The sequence below is a fragment of the Cedecea sp. NFIX57 genome (assembly GCF_900177785.1).
GTDB classification, from domain to species: Bacteria; Pseudomonadota; Gammaproteobacteria; order Enterobacterales; family Enterobacteriaceae; genus Cedecea; species Cedecea neteri_C.
The window spans coordinates 23,870-39,487 of the sequence record NZ_FXAS01000001.1 but is presented as its reverse complement, the minus strand read 5'-3'; the positions used below and the strand labels follow the sequence as shown (position 1 = coordinate 39,487).

Sequence of the window (15,618 nt, the reverse complement as noted above, 5' to 3'; positions counted from 1 at the left end):
CTGTCGACAAGCCATCTTAACGTAACTTTTAGCTTCTTTACTTAACATAGCAGAAATGTATGGTGGATCACTATTTTTGCGTTCCGTCACAGGTCATCACTATAGTGTGGAATTGATCTCGTTTTCTTATTGCTTGTTACATAGAATGTGCAACGAAATTAAACCTGCCTCATATTTGGAGCAAATATGTCCCGCGTTTTGCACTTTGTTTTAGCGCTTGCTGTGGTCGCGCTGCTGGCTTTGCTGGTTAGCCCTAACCGCAAGCAAATTCGTATTCGCTTTGTCATTCAACTGTTAGTGATCGAAGTGTTACTGGCCTGGTTCTTCCTGACCTCTGACGTCGGCCTGGGTTTCGTGAAAGGTTTCTCCGAGATGTTCGAGAAACTGCTCGGTTTCGCTAACGAAGGGACAAACTTTGTCTTCGGCAAAATGAACGACGAAGGCCTGGCTTTCTTCTTCCTGAAGGTGCTGTGCCCTATCGTGTTCATTTCTGCGCTGATCGGTATTCTGCAGCACATTCGCATTCTGCCGATTGTTATCCGCGCCATCGGTACCGTGCTTTCTAAAGTCAACGGTATGGGTAAGCTGGAATCCTTTAACGCCGTAAGCTCGCTGATTCTGGGACAATCAGAAAACTTCATCGCCTATAAGGATATTCTCGGCAAGATGTCGCGCAACCGCATGTACACCATGGCGGCGACCGCTATGTCTACCGTGTCCATGTCAATCGTGGGTGCGTACATGACCATGCTGCAGCCAAAATACGTGGTTGCCGCACTGGTGCTGAACATGTTCAGTACCTTCATCGTGCTGTCGCTGATCAACCCGTACCGCGTGGATGAGAAAGAAGAGAACCTGCAGATGACTAACCTGCACGAAGGTCAAAGCTTCTTCGAAATGCTCGGCGAGTACATTCTGGCAGGTTTCAAAGTGGCGATTATCGTTGCCGCCATGCTGATTGGCTTCATCGCCCTGATTTCTGGCCTGAACGCGCTGTTCGCTGCCGTGCTGGGTATCTCCTTCCAGGGTATTCTGGGCTACATCTTCTACCCGGTTGCCTGGGTGATGGGCGTGCCGTCCGGTGAAGCCCTGCAGGTCGGCAGTATCATGGCGACCAAACTCGTTTCCAACGAATTCGTTGCCATGATGGATCTGCAGAAGATTGCCAGCTCCCTGTCTCCACGCGCGGAAGGCATCCTGTCTGTATTCCTGGTATCCTTCGCTAACTTCTCTTCTATCGGTATTATCGCCGGGGCCATTAAGGGCCTGAACGAAGAGCAAGGTAACGTGGTTTCTCGCTTTGGTCTGAAGCTGGTTTACGGCTCTACGCTGGTGAGTATCCTGTCCGCGTCTATCGCCGCGCTGGTTATCTAATTTCTGCGTATTAAAAAGCCGGTGCTGGTCACCGGCTTTTTTTATGCCTGCGATTCAGCTTCTCCGCCCCAACACACTCTGTTTCGCCCCTGCTCTTTTGCCCTGTACAGACGAATATCCGCCTGGCTCTGGATGTGTTCCAGGCTACCCTGAGGCGCTTCCTCATGGGAAGCCACACCCAGAGAGGCCGTCACCAGGAGTGAAGATTCGTCCTCAAGCCTGAGCGGCGTGTTCACCAGCATCTTGCGCACCCGCTGCGCTACAGCAATCGCCGCGTGCAGATCGGTATTGGGCAGGTAGATACAAAACTCTTCGCCACCGATACGCCCGACGATGTCCTGGGTGCGGATCGCCTGTTGGATGCAGCGCGTGGCATGGATAAGCACCCGGTCCCCAACCTGGTGCCCAAAGCGATCGTTCACTTTTTTGAAATGGTCGAGATCAAGCTGAATCAGGGAGTAATCCACGTACTGCGGGCTGATACGCCCGGTTGTTTCAAAGAATCCACGGCGATTTAAGACGCCGGTCAGGTCATCGTACAGCGCATGCCGGTGCATTTCCTGCTGCAACTGGCCCATGTTGCGAATCAGCCGGCAAATCATGCGGTGTGAACCAAACAGAATAAGAATCACGGTCAGCCACATCACGACCAGCAGCACGCTAAAACGCCCAAAGTCCTCATGCAGCCCCTGCCGGATTGTCTGGACGCTGACAAGGATTGCCCCCGTCCCGGTGACATGCCCGAAAGTGGCATAAGCATAGCCAAAGCGAAGCGTGCCCCGGGGTTCATCGGTCAGCTTTTCAAGAATCGCCTGGCGCTGCTTCTCGCTGAGCTGATAGCCATTCTGTGAGCCAACAGGGCGAGTGAGCGGGTTCATCTGCTCATCAAAAAGCAGATAAGCACTTTGCGTGTCGTCCGGCAAGGCGCTGGAGAGAAACAGTCGAAGCGTTTCGGTGGTGACCGCGATGCCAAACAGCCCAATCCATCTATCGTCAAAGTCCACCGGAAGGGAGCCATTAATCAGCGTCTTGCCAGTATCCGCGATATTTTGCCGTGTCCAGAACGGTTCGCGGCGCGGGTTTAACAGCGGCGAGCCAAGCACAAACGACCCCTGCATTGCCAGCGGGTTAGCGCTTTCGATAAGCAGTTTGTTCACATCAGGAGAGAGCGACGCAATAAATGCGCCAGAGCGCGACATGTAATAAATGCTCGAGGAGAGGCGGTTGCTCCCACCCGCCAGAGGAAAGAGATCCTGAATGTCCCGCAGCGCCTGGTATTCCCGCTGCGTGAGTTTTTCCCTTTCTTCTTTTGGCTTGTTTTTAAATGGCTGAACGCTGTCGGGGATCGGCAGACTTTGGATATGCAGCGGCGACAGTGTCTCTTTATTGCTGGCCCGGGAAGCCAGCTGCGAAATCGGCGTGAACTGCGGCTCATTTAGCGTTTCAATGAACATCCGCCGCAGATAACGCAGGTTATCCATCTGATATTCAGATTTGCTTTCAAGCCGGGCGATAACGCTTTCCAGGTGGCTAAGCTGGCTGGTGCGATAGCCATGGTTGAACAGTTCTCCCTGCTGCCAGAAAAGGAAGGTGATCAGCAGAAAGAGCGACAGAAAACACACATGGGTAATGCGCAGTGTTTTTACCATCGGCAGGCGAATATGGCTTATCAACGACGTGCTCACGGTGATTCCTTTTTAGGGTGCAAAGGAGAGCGTCAGTGCTTCAGTTTCTGCAGAGGCTCGGGTTTACCCACCAGATACCCCTGCAGGTACTGTACGCCAAGCTGCAGCAGAATATCGCGCTGCTCTTGTGTTTCAACATACTCTGCGACAACACTGAGCGACCTGGCCGCCGCCAGTTTGCAAATGGACTTCACAATAAGCTTGTCCATCACATCGCTGGTGATGTCGCGGACGAAGCAACCATCTATCTTAATGATATCCGCCTGCAGCTTCTTCAGACGCTCATAGTTAGCGTAGCCTGTCCCGAAATCATCGATGGCAATCTTAAAACCTTTCTCGCGCAGCAGAGCAATATTTTGATTAGAGGTTTCCGAGTTGGAAAACGCCTGTTCTTCCGTGACTTCTATGACCACAGCGCGGGTCGGAACCTTGTAAACCTCAAACAGGTCAACAATCTGTTGAGCAATCTCTTTTTGCATCAGCGTGAGCGGCATTAAATTGACAGAAAAACGCGCCTGCTGCTCGTCTCCTGGATGCTTTGCAAGCCAGGCCAGCAGCATCTTCATCACCATCATGTCAAAACGGGTGCTGAGGTTAAATTCGGCGACAATCGGAATAAATTTATCCGGGGTGATGCTCTGCCCGCCAATCACCAGCCGACTGAGGATTTCGTGATAGCCCTTCCCTTCACCGTCGACAATGGGCTGCGCGTAGAGCTGAAAGGCTTCTTCGTCTATGGCCCGCTTAATCTTTTGTAGCAGCAATACCCGCTCGGTTGTTTGCCCGGAAACAGCCTGCAGCCGGGAATCAAGCCCAAGCACACGCTGTGTGTCGCTGGCTTTTTCTGCCAGATAGCTGAGTTGCCCGAGCATACGCTGCAGTTCTTTCGGAGAATCCACAATGCCCCAGGAAGCCCCGTATTCAATCTCGAGGACAGCGTTGTGCCAGGGGATTTTTTTATTATTCAAGTGCTCAACAAAATAGGTCAGCCGGGCTTCTGTTTCACCCTCGCGTAAAAACAAGAGCAGCTCACTGCCCGGAAGCTGAAATATTTTTTCCCCCTCCAGCAGCCAGGGCTGTAATTCTCTGGCAATGGTTTTCTTGCAATAAATTCGCATCATCATGCCGTAATGTCGGCTAAGAAACTCAAAGTTAGCCATCCTCAGGCAGCAAAGCGCACCGGTTGGATAGGTCAGAATATGTTCTTCAAGCGCGCGTAAATTCGGTAATTTTGTTAAAGGGTCAGTCTGCGCCTGCAGGTGATACACGCGCTTCATCCATTCGTTCTTATGGTAGGAAATGGCCATATACAACAGGCAAACGGTAAAGGAAATAAAGACGGATAAAATAAAGGACAGGGCGTATTGCGTATTCACACCCTGCAAAAAACCGGTGTTATAAGTTAATAATACCCATGCCGAAATCCCCCAAAGTAGAGATACCAGCCTTGCGTCAAGCCGACGTATTCCCAGCGTAAACAACACAAAGACCAACGGAACCAGATAGCCGGAAATCAGTTCGCTATGCCACGGCGAACACATCAGCACCAGATACAACACCCAGGCAACCAGCCAGCATGGGGTATAGAGCCGGTGCTTATCCTGCCTGTAGTGGCGCATGCAGCGCCGCCAAAAACCGACAGCAAAATGCGGGTTCAATGCCATACGCAGCGGGTAATAGAAAAGGGGTGTAAAGATGAGCGAGGCCACGACAAGATTCAGCACATCGACAATCATATAGATAACCGAACCACCACCGAAGAACGGCGCCAGCTCAGGCGGATATGCAATAGCATTGCCTGTAAGGTACATCAGCAGCTTAATGGTCAGCGGTGCCGCGAAACCAAGCCAAAAAATGCGCTGCCCCATGCCTTTATTAGGGAGTCCAAAACGCCAACGCCGCCCCACATAGCTGCGGGTAATAAAACTGGCAATCAGTAAAGGAAATAGCAGGCAGAAAATGAAAGCAACAAGCGGTACAGCGGCTAAATCAAGCAACCAGCTGTAAATAATCAGCGACCCTATCGTGAGTGGAATAATCACAGACCGGCCATAAATAATAATCATTGCCATGATAAAACTTAATGGCAGATAGGCGAGATAGGTTTTATGTCCATCAACAAGGGTTGTCGGTGAAATATAACGAGAAAACGGAATAAAAAGTAAACACAATGCCAGGGCAATCGCTATTTTCTTTATCGTCTTGTAAATGATCATAGGCCCTGATGTAAACTTTATGTGATTGTTGAATCAGTATTTTTCGGCAATTAGGGTACGTTTATTTATTGAGCGAATCAAGTTTCGAACCTGCACAAAAGCAGATCTTACCGTACAGCAGAAATATTAGAACAAGCAGACGTAAGTAGAGACTTTTTTACTGAGAAGTAGCCAAAAGCAGAAAGGTTGGGTTCTGAAAAGCAAAAACCCCCGCCGAAGCGAGGGTTTCAAATTTTGGTGGAGCTAAGCGGGATCGAACCGCTGACCTCTTGCATGCCATGCAAGCGCTCTCCCAGCTGAGCTATAGCCCCACGGACAGGTGCTGATTTTACGGTACCAAATCTGCTGGTGAAGATTTGGTGGAGCTAAGCGGGATCGAACCGCTGACCTCTTGCATGCCATGCAAGCGCTCTCCCAGCTGAGCTATAGCCCCAAACCGTAAAGACCTTGTCGTGTTGACGGGCGGCATAATATGAAACCCCACATAGCGTGTCAACGGCAATTTGTTCTTCCGCGATCAATCGCCTAAAAAGCCATCGCCTCCGGCAATTCTCGGTTGCATATCATCCCGTTGTAGTTAATTCTGTCACAGTTTCGCGTTAGTCAGTTCAATAAAATGAGCCGCTAATAAAGCCGTTTCGGCCGCAATGAAAAGGAATCACTGTGCTCAAGGAAAGAATGACACCTGAAGAATTAGCCGTTATCACCGGCTACAGCCGCCAGACCATCAATAAGTGGGTACGTAAAGAAAATTGGGAAACCTCACCTAAACCCGGCGTTCAGGGAGGCAAAGCGCGGCTTATCCATATAGACGAGCAGGTCAGGGAATTTATCAACAACACCAGGCGGGTGACGGAGAGTACAGCCCGCTACAGCGCAACCGACGCCTCACTGGAAAACCTGCTGATTAACTCAGTCCAGCAAATGTCCGACAGCGAGCAGAAAAAGATGTCAGCCATGCTGCTGCGGGACGGAATTGCCGGCTTACTGACACGGCTGGGTATCCGCGACAACGAGTAGCTGTCCGGCTATTTCCTGTCGGTGCCAGGAAGAATAAAGGATTGCAGATGTTCAAGGAAAAAATGACCGCCGATGAACTCGCAGCAATGACGGGTTACCCCCCCCAGACGATTAATCAATGGGTACGAAAACATGACTGGGAAACCACTGAGAAACGAGGCGTCCCCGGCGGTAAAGCAAGATTTATTTATATCTCTGAGCAGGTAAAAACGTTTATCTACAACACTCGCTATATGCGCGAAAAAGTTGCCTCTTATAGCGTCCTTCGGACGCCATTAGAACAGCTGATGTTGAACGCCCTGCGTACCCTATCCGAAGAAGAACAGCATAAAGTGACCGCGATCCTCGAGCGTGAAGGCAGCGAAGGTTTGCTTAAACGCCTTGGAATCCAAAAGAAGAAATAAAAAAAGCCGGTGACTCAGCACCGGCTTTTTACATTTACGACGTTTACTGCTGAGCTTCACGCTCGCTGATGAATTCGAGCGCTTTGTTGATGCGCGCCACGGAACGCTGTTTGCCAATAGCATGTACGGTTACGTCAAGGCCTGGAGACTGACCTGCGCCGGTCACGGCGACACGCAGCGGCATCCCCACCTTACCCATCCCAACTTCCAGCTCATCGGCCGTGGCCTGAATAGCGTGGTGAACGTTTTCTGCAGTCCAGTCGCTCAGCGCGGCAAGTTTGTCGCGCACCACTTCCAGCGGCTGACGTGCAACCGGGCGTAAATGCTTCTTCGCGGCATCAGCGTCAAACTCGCTGAAATCTTCGTAGAAGTAGCGGCACGTCTGCGCCATCTCTTTCAGGGTTTTACAACGTTCGCCCAGCAGTTTCACCAGCTCAGACAGCTGCGGGCCATTACGCGTATCAATATTTTCCTGCTCGATATGCCATTGCAGGTGAGTTGCCACGTACTCCGGCTCCAGCGTATTGATGTAATGGTGGTTCAGCCACTGCAGCTTTTCAGTATTGAATGCGCTGGCTGACTTGCTTACCGCGTTCAGGCTGAACATCTCAATCATCTCTTCGCGAGAGAAGATCTCCTGATCGCCGTGGGACCAGCCCAGGCGCACCAGGTAGTTGAGCAGCGCTTCCGGCAGGTAACCGTCATCGCGATACTGCATTACGCTCACCGCCCCGTGACGCTTAGACAGCTTTTTACCGTCGTCACCGTTGATCATGGAAACGTGTGCATAAAGCGGAACCGGCGCGTTCAGCGCCTTCAGGATGTTAATCTGGCGCGGCGTGTTGTTGATATGGTCTTCACCACGGATCACGTGGGTAATCTCCATATCCCAGTCGTCCACCACTACGCAGAAGTTGTAGGTTGGAGAACCGTCGGTACGGCGAATGATCAGATCGTCCAGTTCCTGGTTGCTGAATTCGATCGGGCCACGGATTTGGTCATCAAAGATGACGGAGCCTTCCTGTGGGTTGGCAAAACGCACGACGCACGGTTCGTCATCGGCGTGGTGCTCATGACTGTGGCGGCAGCGACCGTCATAACGAGGTTTCTCGTTATTGGCCATTTGCTCTTCACGCAGGGCCTCAAGGCGCTCTTTAGAGCAATAGCACTTATACGCTGTGCCTGCGGCCAGCATTTCGTCGATGGCCTGGTTGTAACGATCAAAACGCTTGGTCTGATAGTACGGGCCCTCATCCCACTGCAGGCTCAGCCAGTTCATCCCGTCCATAATTGCTTCGATGGCTTCCGGGGTTGAACGCTCGAGGTCGGTGTCTTCTATACGCAGCACGAACTCGCCTTTGTTATGACGAGCAAACAGCCAGGAGTAGAGAGCAGTACGGGCACCGCCAACGTGCAGATAGCCTGTTGGGCTTGGCGCAAAGCGAGTTTTGATTTTCATTAAACGGCCTTAGTTACACATATTTGCCGGCAAAGCGGCAATTGCCAGGGAAAATTAACAGGCAACATTCTATCACTGTGCGCTAATTCCTCAATGTTGATGCCTGTAGATAGCCGGAAAGCAGAGAATTTGATGATAAATCAAACGCCAATGTCTGTTTCTTGATCGCATCGTTTAATTTTAAGACGAACGAATAAAAACTTTAGAAAATGCGTTGACTCATTTTCAACTGTCCCTATAATGCGACTCCACAAACCGGGGGTGATTAGCTCAGTTGGTAGAGCATCTCCTTTACACGGAGGGGGTCGGCGGTTCGAGCCCGTCATCACCCACCACTCTTCAGAGTGACCCGGAATGTGAAGTAAGAGATTTAGAGATGGGTGATTAGCTCAGTTGGTAGAGCATCTCCTTTACACGGAGGGGGTCGGCGGTTCGAGCCCGTCATCACCCACCATCTCCTCTTACAAAATTAGCAGTACCGAAGTTTGGGTGATTAGCTCAGTTGGTAGAGCACCTCCTTTACACGGAGGGGGTCGGCGGTTCGAGCCCGTCATCACCCACCATCGGGTCGTTAGCTCAGTTGGTAGAGCAGTTGACTTTTAATCAATTGGTCGCAGGTTCGAATCCTGCACGACCCACCAATGTAGAAAGGCGCCCTAAAGGCGCCTTTTTGCTATCTGCGATATCTGAAAATCCCATCGTCAAAAAATTATCAACTTCCCCGCTGCCAGGCCGATAACTCCCTTACCATTCCATCAAAGGAGTTATGATGACAACAATATCCAGCAATGCTCTACAGGGCTCTCAGTTGACAACCAGTACGTCGACAGGCTCTTCTGCTTCCGGCAGCACTGATAACAGCACAGCCGCGCAGATTGCCCAAATCAGCAAAAAAATTACTCAGTTGACGGAGAAACTGAAAGAAGTTTCCGGCACGCCAGATCGCTCTGCTGAAGAGAAGAAAAAACAAGTCGAGATCATTCAGGCCGAAATTAAAATGCTACAGGCCCAATTGGCACAGCTTCAGCGCAAACAGGCAGAAGAAGCCCAGCAGAAGCAGGAACAACAGCAGATCAAGGCCACTGGCGTAAACAACCCTTCCGACGACCACCAGATTGATATTTATATCTAGTCGTCCTTAAATAGCGGATCGCCAATACGGGCCAGGGTTAACAGCCTGGCCTGCTCCCGCACCACCTGCCAGATAGCTTCCGCCGCACGGGAAAGCGATCGGTTCTTCCTTCTGACCAACATTAACTGTCGGTTTATAACCGGCATTAATCGCTTGACCACCAACGGTCTTCCTTCGGGCAACGGCAACGCCAGCGCGGGCAACACGCTTAAACCTATCCCCGCTTCAACCATCGGGTACAGCGTTGCGGGGTGGCCAATCTGTTGGACTACATTCACCTCGATCCCCTGCCGGACAAACGCCTCATCAATCAATGGGCGGCTGCCCGAGGCATAATCTTGCAGCACCAGCTTTTGCCCCTGTAGAACATGCCAGTCAATCTGCTCCATCTTCGCGAACGGATGATCGCTGCGGCAAAGCAGCAGAAAAGGCTCAGACAACACCGTTTCACACTCCAGATCGCTGGCCTGCACCGGATCGATAACGACGCCAAAATCAACTTCGCCCTGGCGGATGCTCTGCAAAACCCACTGCTGCGAAGCGTCATGCAGCATAAATCGAATATTCGGATAAGCCTCCGCGCTGGCTGCGATAGATTGCGGCATAAGGTGCGCGGATAGCGTCTGACTGGCAGCCACGCGAACCGTGCCGCTAAGCTGATGGCCGACCACGCGCGTATCCAGCAGCGTTGTGGTCAGCTCTTCCAGCAGCCGTTCCAGGCGAGGAGCCAGCAACTCTCCCGCAGGCGTGAGCACCACTTCCCGCGTGGTACGGTCAAGCAGCTTAACGCCCAGCTCGGCCTCCAGCTCCTTCAGGCTGTGGCTGACGGCCGACTGGCTCAGCCCAATGCTCTCCCCTGCCCGGCTGAAACTGCCGGCATGGGCCACGGCGACAAACACACGAAGCTGACGCAGGGAATAATTCATCTATTTTCTTCATCAATGCATTTAATAAATCAATTTTATTTCTGAAATCAGCGGAAACACAATAGCGCCCTTCACCTTTGAGGAATCGCTATGAAATTGCTCCGCATTGTCGACCCCTTTACGTTAACGCTGGTTTGTACCGTCCTGCTAGCTTCTTTCTTCCCGGCACAAGGGAGCTTTGTCGGCTTCTTTGAAGGGCTGACTACCGCCGCCATTGCGCTGTTGTTCTTTATGCATGGCGCAAAACTGTCTCGCGAGGCGGTAATTTCCGGCGGCAGCCACTGGCGGCTGCATCTGTGGGTAATGTGCAGCACGTTCATCCTGTTCCCGGTACTTGGCGTGTTATTTAGCTGGTGGAAACCGGTCAATGTCAGCCCTGAGCTTTACAGCGGGTTCCTTTATCTCTGCATTTTGCCCGCCACGGTACAATCGGCCATCGCTTTTACCTCTATTGCCGGCGGCAACGTGGCGGCGGCCATTTGTTCGGCCTCTGCCTCAAGTCTTCTGGGCATTTTTCTTTCGCCGTTACTGGTCGGCCTGGTGATGCACGTTCAGGGGGCAAGCGGCAGCCTGCATCAGGTGGGCAGTATTATGCTGCAACTCCTGGTCCCGTTCGTAGCTGGACATCTGATGCGGCCCTGGATTGGCGCCTGGGTGGCGAAAAACAAAAAATGGATCAGCAAAACTGACCAGACCTCGATTCTTCTGGTGGTCTATTCCGCCTTTAGTGAAGCCGTGACGCACGGCATCTGGCATAAAGTTGGGGCGGGTTCGTTGCTGTTTATCGTGATATCCAGCCTTGTGCTGCTGGCGGTTGTGATCACAGTGAATATTTTTGTGGCGCGGCGCTTTGGCTTTAGCAAAGCGGATGAAATTACGATTGTTTTCTGCGGCTCGAAAAAGAGCCTGGCCAACGGGATCCCGATGGCTAACATTCTGTTTCCGGTGGCTGCCGTAGGAATGATGGTGCTGCCGCTGATGATTTTCCACCAGATCCAGCTGATGGTGTGCGCCGGTATGGCCCGGCGTTACCAAAGAAAAGCGGCTGCAGCCGGGGAAAAACAGGCCGCAGCCATCAGAACTTAGTGCCGCTTGAGGGGCCGGACCAGGTTGTCCAGCCCTTCCACCTTAATCAGCAGCGTCAGGGCCATCAGCTCACCGAGATGGCCCGCGGGGAATTCACCTTTGCGGGAAAACCACAGCAAATACTCCTCCGGCAAATCAATCAGCATCCGGCCTTTGTATTTACCAAACGGCATGGCCGTGTTGGCTATCTCAATGAGCTGTTCTTTGTCCATTTAGTCACCCAGCAAACGAATCATTTCCGCCTCGTCGATCACCTGGATGCCCAGCTCCTGCGCTTTAACAAGCTTGGAGCCGGCCGCTTCCCCGGCAATGACCAGATCGGTTTTTTTCGACACGCTTCCAGCCACTTTTGCACCGAGCGCGGTCAGCCGGTCTTTGGCTTCGTCACGGGAAAGAATGCTCAGCGAGCCGGTGAGCACCACGGTTTTACCGGCAAACGGGCTGTCAATTTCTTCGGCTTTGACAACCACAGGCGCGGGCCAGTGAACCCCGGCCTCTTCGGTAAGCTGGCGGATAACATCCCGATTGCTCTCTTCGGCAAAGAAGTTAAAGGTATGTTTCGCCACAACAATGCCGACATCCGGCACTTTTTGCAGATCCTCAATACTGGCCGAGATAAGCGTATCCAGCGTGCCGAAGTGCGCGGCCAGCCCTGCGGCGGTGGCCTCTCCAACTTCGCGAATGCCTAAGGCGTACAGGAAACGTGCAAACGTTGTCTCTTTGGCTTTTTCCAGCGCATCCACGACGTTTTGTGCCGATTTAGGCCCCATGCGATCCAATCCGGTGAGCTTGCCCGCCGTCAGCTTAAACAGATCTGCCGGAGTGTGGACGTACTCTTTTTCCACCAGTTGATCGATGATTTTGTCGCCCATGCCATCAACGTCCAGTGCCCGGCGGGACACAAAGTGCTTCAACGCCTCTTTGCGCTGGGCGCCACAGATCAGGCCACCGGTACAGCGGGCGACGGCTTCGCCTTCCACACGCTCAACGTCTGACCCGCAAACCGGGCACTGCAGAGGGAAGACGATTGCCTGAGTATCTTCCGGGCGTTCCGACTCCACCACGCCAACAACCTGCGGGATAACATCTCCGGCGCGACGGACAACAACTCTGTCGCCAATACGCAGGCCAAGACGCTCTATTTCATCGGCATTGTGCAACGTCGCGTTGCTCACCAGCACCCCGGCAACCTGCACAGGCTCAAGACGAGCGACGGGCGTAATTGCGCCAGTACGCCCTACCTGAAATTCCACGTCACGCACGGTGGTCATCTGTTCCTGTGCCGGGAATTTAAACGCAACGGCCCAGCGTGGCGCTCTCGCCACAAAGCCCAGCGTTTCCTGCAGTGCAAGCGAATCGACTTTAATAACCACGCCATCAATATCAAAACCCAGAGTTGGGCGATCGGCCTCTACCTGGTGATAAAACGCCAGTACCTCTTCCGGCGTGTTGCACAGGCGGATGCGGTCGCTGACCGGCAATCCCCAGGCTTTAAACTGTTGTAAACGCGCCATGTGACTGGCGGGCAGTTCCCCCCCCTCCAGCAACCCCACACCGTAGCAGAAGAAGGTCAGCGGGCGTTTAGCAGTAATGCGGGGATCTAACTGACGCAGCGAGCCTGCCGCCGCATTGCGCGGGTTGGCAAACCCCTTCCCGCCAGTGCGGCGAGCTTCTTCGTTGATTTTTTCGAAGCCAGCCTGCGGCAAGAAAACTTCGCCACGCACTTCAAGGCGACGAGGAATATTGTCCCCATGAAGTTTGAGCGGTATCGCGCGGATAGTCCGGACGTTAGATGTGATATTTTCACCGGTTGTACCGTCGCCGCGCGTTGCAGCCCGCACAAGAATCCCATCCTCATACAGCAGGCTTACCGCCAGGCCATCCAGTTTTAATTCACAGCAAAACGTCAAAGCATCGCTGCTTTTGAGCCTGTCCAGCACGCGTTTGTTAAACGCCAGATAGCTTGCTTCATCAAAAACGTTATCGAGGGACAGCATCGGCACTTCATGCCGCACTTGAGTAAACTCACTCAGCGGAGCAGCCCCAACTCGTTGGGTCGGTGAATCCTGGGTAATCAGTTCCGGATGCGCTTCTTCAAGCGCACGGAGTTCACGCATCAGCCTGTCGTATTCCGCATCGGGAATTTCGGGATTATCCTGCACATGGTACAGATATTCATGATGGCGAAGCGTGGTTCGCAGGTGGTTAAGTTGTTGTTCGATTGAGTCCATATCGCACCATCAATGATAAAAAACCCCCGACAGGCGGGGGTTTAGGGGGAAGATTCAGGCCGGGATTCAGGCGTTGGCTTCAACAACCTCGCGGATCCTGTCCTGGTACTCGCGCAGCTTTTGCGGAGTCATCATGCGACGCTGATCGTCGAGCACTACGCCGCCGACTTCATCGGCGATGTGCTGCGCGGACTGCAGCATCAGCTTAAAGTTTTGCGCTGCATTGCCGTAGGACGGCACCTGCATAAAGATGGTCACACCTGGCGTGGCGAAATCGGCCATGTTTTCAGGATCAAAGGATCCCGGTTTAACCATATTCGCAAGGCTAAACAGAACCGGGCCGCTGCCATCCGGGCTGAGATGGCGGTGGAAAATATTCATTTCACCAAACTTGAAACCAGCCTGCTGAATGCTGTTCAACAGCAGCTCACCGTTTAACATCGTGCCAGCATGGGCAGCGACGTTCATCACGATCACCGTTTCTTTTTTCACCGGTGCAGGCTGCGGGGCTGGTTCAGCAACAACAGGCTCAGGCACAGGTTCTGCAGTGAATTGTGGCGCAGGCTGAACGGGTGCAGCCGGCTGCGGCTCAGGCACTGCTGCCGGAGCTGGTGCAGAAGGTGCCACAGGACGCACAGGTTCAACATGCTGAGGAACGGGCTCAACGTGGCGCGGGGTAACCGGCTCAGGCTGGCGCGGCTGCGGAGCAGGACGAGGTTCTGCTGACGCATACGGCGGCTCATAGTTGTGCTGGGGCGCCTGAGGCTGACGTGGAGAACTCGCTTCACGAGAGGCAGACTCTGGCACTGGCGCAGTACGACGCACGCGCACTTCACCGACGCCTTCCTCTTCCTCATCGTCCTCTTCTTCGTATTCGTCACGCTTCGACTTCATACGTTTCAAAGGGCGATCGCGGAACACGGACGAGCGTTCCTTACGACTGGTCCACAGACCGTGTACCAGTAAGGCTATTATGGCGATTGCGCCAACAATGATTAATATCAGACGCAAATCCTGCATCATTATATTCTCTGTTGTTCTAACACCTTGCCACCGCGGCAAACATTTACTCACTAAGAGTATTTGCCCATCTGCTCAAGTGCAAGTGCGAGCACGGTTTTCTCACCATAAAGATAGCGTAAGCGCACCTTTTTGCTGATTTTTCGACCAATTCCTGGCAAGTTTTTCTGAATGCAGTCAGTTATGATAGCGAGGCAGCTAACTGCATTGACCTGATAAGGAGTCTGCTCAGATTATGGTTTCATCTTCCGGAACCCCGCCGCGTAGTGGCGTGTATTATTTTTCCCAGGGCTGGAAACTGGTCCGCGAACCTGGCATCAAGCGTTTCGTTGTGCTGCCTCTGTTGGTCAATATCATCCTGCTTGGCGGCGCTTTTTGGTGGCTTTTCACGCGTCTTGATGTCTGGATCCCGTCGATGATGAGCCACGTACCGGACTGGCTACAATGGCTGAGTTACGTGCTTTGGCCACTGGTAACGCTCTCGGTGTTATTGGTGTTTGGTTACTTCTTTTCGACAATCGCAAACCTGATTGCCGCGCCGTTTAGCGGCCTGTTGGCAGAGCAGCTTGAAGCTCGCCTCACGGGCGCAACACCGCCGGATACAGGCGTGCTCGATATAATGAAAGATCTGCCGCGCATCATGAAGCGCGAGTGGCAAAAACTGGCCTGGTATCTGCCGCGCGCGCTAGTCCTGCTCCTGCTCTACTTTATTCCGGGTATCGGCCAAACCGTCGCCCCGGTCTTGTGGTTCTTATTCAGCGCATGGATGCTGGCCATTCAATACTGCGACTACCCTTTTGATAACCATAAAGTGCCATTCAAACAGATGCGTGTGGCGCTTCGCGAGAAAAAGGTTGTCAACATGCAGTTTGGCGCGCTGGTAAGCCTGTTCACGCTGATCCCTGTCCTGAACCTGTTTATCATGCCGGTTGCCGTCTGCGGTGCGACGGCCATGTGGGTGGACTGCTATCGGGCAAAACACGCCATGTGGAAATAACGACCTCAGGAAGGGAAAGACGCTTATGCCATTGCTTATTCCATGTTGCATTGGCTTATTTCCCTTCC

Annotated in this window: 13 protein-coding genes and 6 tRNA genes; 10 read left to right on the top strand and 9 right to left on the bottom strand. The window is 52.8% G+C overall.

Translation table 11 applies throughout. The annotated features are described in order from the left end of the window. The first annotated feature begins 186 nt into the window (after window positions 1-186). Window positions 187-1,374: a NupC/NupG family nucleoside CNT transporter gene (locus B9Y90_RS00205; protein ID WP_061278771.1), complete on the top strand. Its 1,188-nt coding sequence runs from the start codon at window positions 187-189 to the stop codon at window positions 1,372-1,374. Window positions 1,375-1,415: 41 nt separating this feature from the next. Here B9Y90_RS00205 and B9Y90_RS00200 read toward each other — a convergent pair whose 3' ends face one another. From B9Y90_RS00200 to B9Y90_RS00185, 4 genes are all read right to left on the bottom strand, one after another. Beyond that, complete coding sequence (locus tag B9Y90_RS00200) at window positions 1,416-3,059, bottom strand: diguanylate cyclase (protein ID WP_085539846.1); 1,644 nt, start codon at window positions 3,057-3,059, stop codon at window positions 1,416-1,418. A 32-nt stretch (window positions 3,060-3,091) separates the two neighbouring features. Next, window positions 3,092-5,275, bottom strand: coding sequence for a sensor domain-containing phosphodiesterase (locus B9Y90_RS00195; RefSeq protein ID WP_085539845.1), 2,184 nt, complete (start codon window positions 5,273-5,275; stop codon window positions 3,092-3,094). 235 nt (window positions 5,276-5,510) lie between these two features. Further along, window positions 5,511-5,586: transfer RNA gene (locus B9Y90_RS00190), tRNA-Ala, on the bottom strand. A 46-nt stretch (window positions 5,587-5,632) separates the two neighbouring features. Beyond that, window positions 5,633-5,708, bottom strand: a tRNA-Ala gene (locus B9Y90_RS00185). Between the two features lie 230 nt (window positions 5,709-5,938). Here B9Y90_RS00185 and B9Y90_RS00180 point away from each other — a divergent pair. Continuing rightward, window positions 5,939-6,295 carry a YfeC-like transcriptional regulator gene (locus B9Y90_RS00180; RefSeq protein ID WP_039295762.1) on the top strand — a complete coding sequence of 119 codons (357 nt, stop codon included), beginning with the start codon at window positions 5,939-5,941 and terminating at the stop codon, window positions 6,293-6,295. A gap of 47 nt (window positions 6,296-6,342) precedes the next feature. Next, entirely contained in the window at window positions 6,343-6,699 is a 357-nt protein-coding gene (locus B9Y90_RS00175; protein WP_085539844.1) for a YfeC-like transcriptional regulator, read from the top strand. Between the two features lie 43 nt (window positions 6,700-6,742). Here the strand turns inward: B9Y90_RS00175 and gltX are convergent, their stop codons facing one another. Then, window positions 6,743-8,158 (bottom strand): glutamate--tRNA ligase, encoded by a 1,416-nt coding sequence (gene gltX / locus B9Y90_RS00170; protein ID WP_039295767.1) that lies wholly within the window; start codon window positions 8,156-8,158, stop codon window positions 6,743-6,745. Between the two features lie 259 nt (window positions 8,159-8,417). On the opposite strand from gltX, the gene B9Y90_RS00165 reads away from it, so the two are divergent. The 5 genes from B9Y90_RS00165 to B9Y90_RS00145 all read left to right on the top strand — a co-directional run bounded on the left by B9Y90_RS00165 (window position 8,418) and on the right by B9Y90_RS00145 (window position 9,290). Beyond that, window positions 8,418-8,493 (top strand) — tRNA-Val (locus tag B9Y90_RS00165). A gap of 43 nt (window positions 8,494-8,536) precedes the next feature. Next, a tRNA-Val gene (locus B9Y90_RS00160) sits at window positions 8,537-8,612 on the top strand. 33 nt (window positions 8,613-8,645) lie between these two features. After that, a tRNA-Val gene (locus tag B9Y90_RS00155) sits at window positions 8,646-8,721 on the top strand. Window positions 8,722-8,723: 2 nt separating this feature from the next. After that, window positions 8,724-8,799: transfer RNA gene (locus B9Y90_RS00150), tRNA-Lys, on the top strand. 128 nt (window positions 8,800-8,927) lie between these two features. After that, window positions 8,928-9,290: a FlxA-like family protein gene (locus B9Y90_RS00145; protein ID WP_039295769.1), complete on the top strand. Its 363-nt coding sequence runs from the start codon at window positions 8,928-8,930 to the stop codon at window positions 9,288-9,290. Here the strand turns inward: B9Y90_RS00145 and B9Y90_RS00140 are convergent. Then, window positions 9,287-10,216 carry a LysR family transcriptional regulator gene (locus B9Y90_RS00140; RefSeq protein WP_085539843.1) on the bottom strand — a complete coding sequence of 310 codons (930 nt, stop codon included), beginning with the start codon at window positions 10,214-10,216 and terminating at the stop codon, window positions 9,287-9,289. The genes B9Y90_RS00145 and B9Y90_RS00140 overlap by 4 nt on opposite strands. Window positions 10,217-10,306: 90 nt before the next feature. On the opposite strand from B9Y90_RS00140, the gene B9Y90_RS00135 reads away from it, so the two are divergent. After that, window positions 10,307-11,302: a bile acid:sodium symporter family protein gene (locus B9Y90_RS00135; protein WP_085539842.1), complete on the top strand. Its 996-nt coding sequence runs from the start codon at window positions 10,307-10,309 to the stop codon at window positions 11,300-11,302. On the opposite strand, the gene B9Y90_RS00130 is transcribed toward B9Y90_RS00135, so the two are convergent. The 3 genes from B9Y90_RS00130 to zipA all read right to left on the bottom strand — a co-directional run bounded on the left by B9Y90_RS00130 (window position 11,299) and on the right by zipA (window position 14,556). Then, window positions 11,299-11,514: a DUF3820 family protein gene (locus B9Y90_RS00130; RefSeq protein ID WP_039295779.1), complete on the bottom strand. Its 216-nt coding sequence runs from the start codon at window positions 11,512-11,514 to the stop codon at window positions 11,299-11,301. The genes B9Y90_RS00135 and B9Y90_RS00130 overlap by 4 nt on opposite strands. Continuing rightward, the gene (ligA, locus tag B9Y90_RS00125; RefSeq protein ID WP_085539841.1) at window positions 11,515-13,533 is read right to left on the bottom strand and encodes an NAD-dependent DNA ligase LigA; all 2,019 of its coding nucleotides are present in this window, start codon (window positions 13,531-13,533) and stop codon (window positions 11,515-11,517) included. 66 nt (window positions 13,534-13,599) lie between these two features. Continuing rightward, a complete protein-coding gene (gene zipA, locus B9Y90_RS00120) occupies window positions 13,600-14,556 on the bottom strand; it encodes a cell division protein ZipA (protein ID WP_039295785.1) in 957 nt (318 codons plus the stop codon). A gap of 232 nt (window positions 14,557-14,788) precedes the next feature. On the opposite strand from zipA, the gene cysZ reads away from it, so the two are divergent. Next, window positions 14,789-15,550 carry a sulfate transporter CysZ gene (gene cysZ / locus B9Y90_RS00115; protein WP_085539840.1) on the top strand — a complete coding sequence of 254 codons (762 nt, stop codon included), beginning with the start codon at window positions 14,789-14,791 and terminating at the stop codon, window positions 15,548-15,550. Window positions 15,551-15,618 lie beyond the last annotated feature (68 nt).

Bases quoted from the DNA above. Each gene is read 5' to 3' on its own strand.
- B9Y90_RS00140 (WP_085539843.1), bottom strand. From the start codon at position 10,216: ATGAATTATTCCCTGCGTCAGCTTCGTGTGTTTGTCGCCGTGGCCCAT.
- B9Y90_RS00130 (WP_039295779.1), bottom strand. From the start codon at position 11,514: ATGGACAAAGAACAGCTCATTGAGATAGCCAACACGGCCATGCCGTTT.
- B9Y90_RS00175 (WP_085539844.1), top strand. From the start codon at position 6,343: ATGTTCAAGGAAAAAATGACCGCCGATGAACTCGCAGCAATGACGGGT.
- B9Y90_RS00135 (WP_085539842.1), top strand. From the start codon at position 10,307: ATGAAATTGCTCCGCATTGTCGACCCCTTTACGTTAACGCTGGTTTGT.
- B9Y90_RS00195 (WP_085539845.1), bottom strand. From the start codon at position 5,275: ATGATCATTTACAAGACGATAAAGAAAATAGCGATTGCCCTGGCATTG.
- zipA (WP_039295785.1), bottom strand. From the start codon at position 14,556: ATGATGCAGGATTTGCGTCTGATATTAATCATTGTTGGCGCAATCGCC.
- ligA (WP_085539841.1), bottom strand. From the start codon at position 13,533: ATGGACTCAATCGAACAACAACTTAACCACCTGCGAACCACGCTTCGC.
- cysZ (WP_085539840.1), top strand. From the start codon at position 14,789: ATGGTTTCATCTTCCGGAACCCCGCCGCGTAGTGGCGTGTATTATTTT.
- B9Y90_RS00205 (WP_061278771.1), top strand. From the start codon at position 187: ATGTCCCGCGTTTTGCACTTTGTTTTAGCGCTTGCTGTGGTCGCGCTG.
- B9Y90_RS00145 (WP_039295769.1), top strand. From the start codon at position 8,928: ATGACAACAATATCCAGCAATGCTCTACAGGGCTCTCAGTTGACAACC.
- gltX (WP_039295767.1), bottom strand. From the start codon at position 8,158: ATGAAAATCAAAACTCGCTTTGCGCCAAGCCCAACAGGCTATCTGCAC.